General features: G+C 67.0%; 2 protein-coding genes and 1 pseudogene. All 3 read left to right on the top strand.

Annotated features, from left to right (window positions below):
* On the top strand, nt 1–178 hold a 178-nt coding region (locus ACAD63_RS17880), incomplete at its 5' end, for a proton-translocating transhydrogenase family protein (RefSeq protein ID WP_434034013.1).
* Nucleotides 175–339, top strand: a complete 165-nt coding sequence (locus ACAD63_RS17875; RefSeq protein ID WP_434034040.1) for a hypothetical protein — start codon at nt 175–177, stop codon at nt 337–339. The genes ACAD63_RS17880 and ACAD63_RS17875, both read left to right, overlap by 4 nt.
* A pseudogene (locus tag ACAD63_RS17870) lies at nt 297–884 on the top strand (NAD(P)(+) transhydrogenase (Re/Si-specific) subunit beta); the annotation flags it as partial. The gene ACAD63_RS17875 and the pseudogene ACAD63_RS17870, both read left to right, overlap by 43 nt.

The raw sequence follows: 884 nt of genomic DNA, 5'->3' as shown, positions 1-884 counted from the left end.
CGAAGGCAATGTCGGCCGGGCCATGGGCACGCTGGCGGTGGCGCTGGCGGCGGTCAATGTGTTCGGCGGCTTCCTGGTCACGCAGCGCATGCTGGAGATGTTCCGCAAGAAGGCACCGAAGGCACCGCCGCAGGACAGCGCGCAGGCGGGCGGGAAGCTGGCGGAGGTGGCGCGATGAACGGCCTGTCGATGAATCTGGTGACGCTGTCCTACCTGGGCGCATCGGTCTGCTTTATCCAGGCGCTGAAGGGGCTGTCGCACCCGACCACGGCACGGCGCGGCAATGCCTTCGGCATTCAAGCGGTGCCATCCTCTCGTACATCATGTGCCGCGCGATGAACCGCTCGTTCTTCAACGTGATCCTGGGCGGCTTCGGCGGCGATGCGTCGGCTGGCGCGTCCGCCGGCGCGCAGGCGCAGCGCAACGTGAAGTCCGGCTCGGCCGACGATGCCGCCTTCCTGATGGGCAACGCCGAGACCGTGATCATCGTCCCCGGCTACGGCCTGGCCGTGGCGCGCGCGCAGCATGCCCTGAAGGAACTGACCGAACTGCTCACCGAGAAGGGCGTGACCGTGAAGTACGCGATCCACCCGGTGGCGGGCCGCATGCCCGGCCACATGAACGTGCTGCTGGCCGAGGCCGAGGTGCCGTACGACCAGGTCTTCGAGATGGAAGACATCAACAGCGAGTTCGGCCAGGCCGACGTGGTGCTGGTGCTGGGCGCCAACGACGTGGTCAACCCGGCGGCCAAGACCGATCCCAAGTCGCCGATCGCCGGCATGCCGATCCTGGAGGCGTACAAGGCCAAGACCATCATCGTCAACAAGCGCTCGATGGCGGCCGGCTACGCCGGCCTGGACAACGAGCTGTTCTACATGGACAAG

The organism is Cupriavidus sp. a3 (assembly GCF_051015765.1).
GTDB classification, from domain to species: Bacteria; Pseudomonadota; Gammaproteobacteria; order Burkholderiales; family Burkholderiaceae; genus Cupriavidus; species Cupriavidus oxalaticus_A.
The sequence above is the reverse complement of the archived record's forward strand: the minus strand, read 5'-3'. Positions and strand labels throughout refer to the sequence as shown.

Bases quoted from the DNA above. Each gene is read 5' to 3' on its own strand.
- ACAD63_RS17875 (WP_434034040.1), top strand. From the start codon at position 175: ATGAACGGCCTGTCGATGAATCTGGTGACGCTGTCCTACCTGGGCGCA.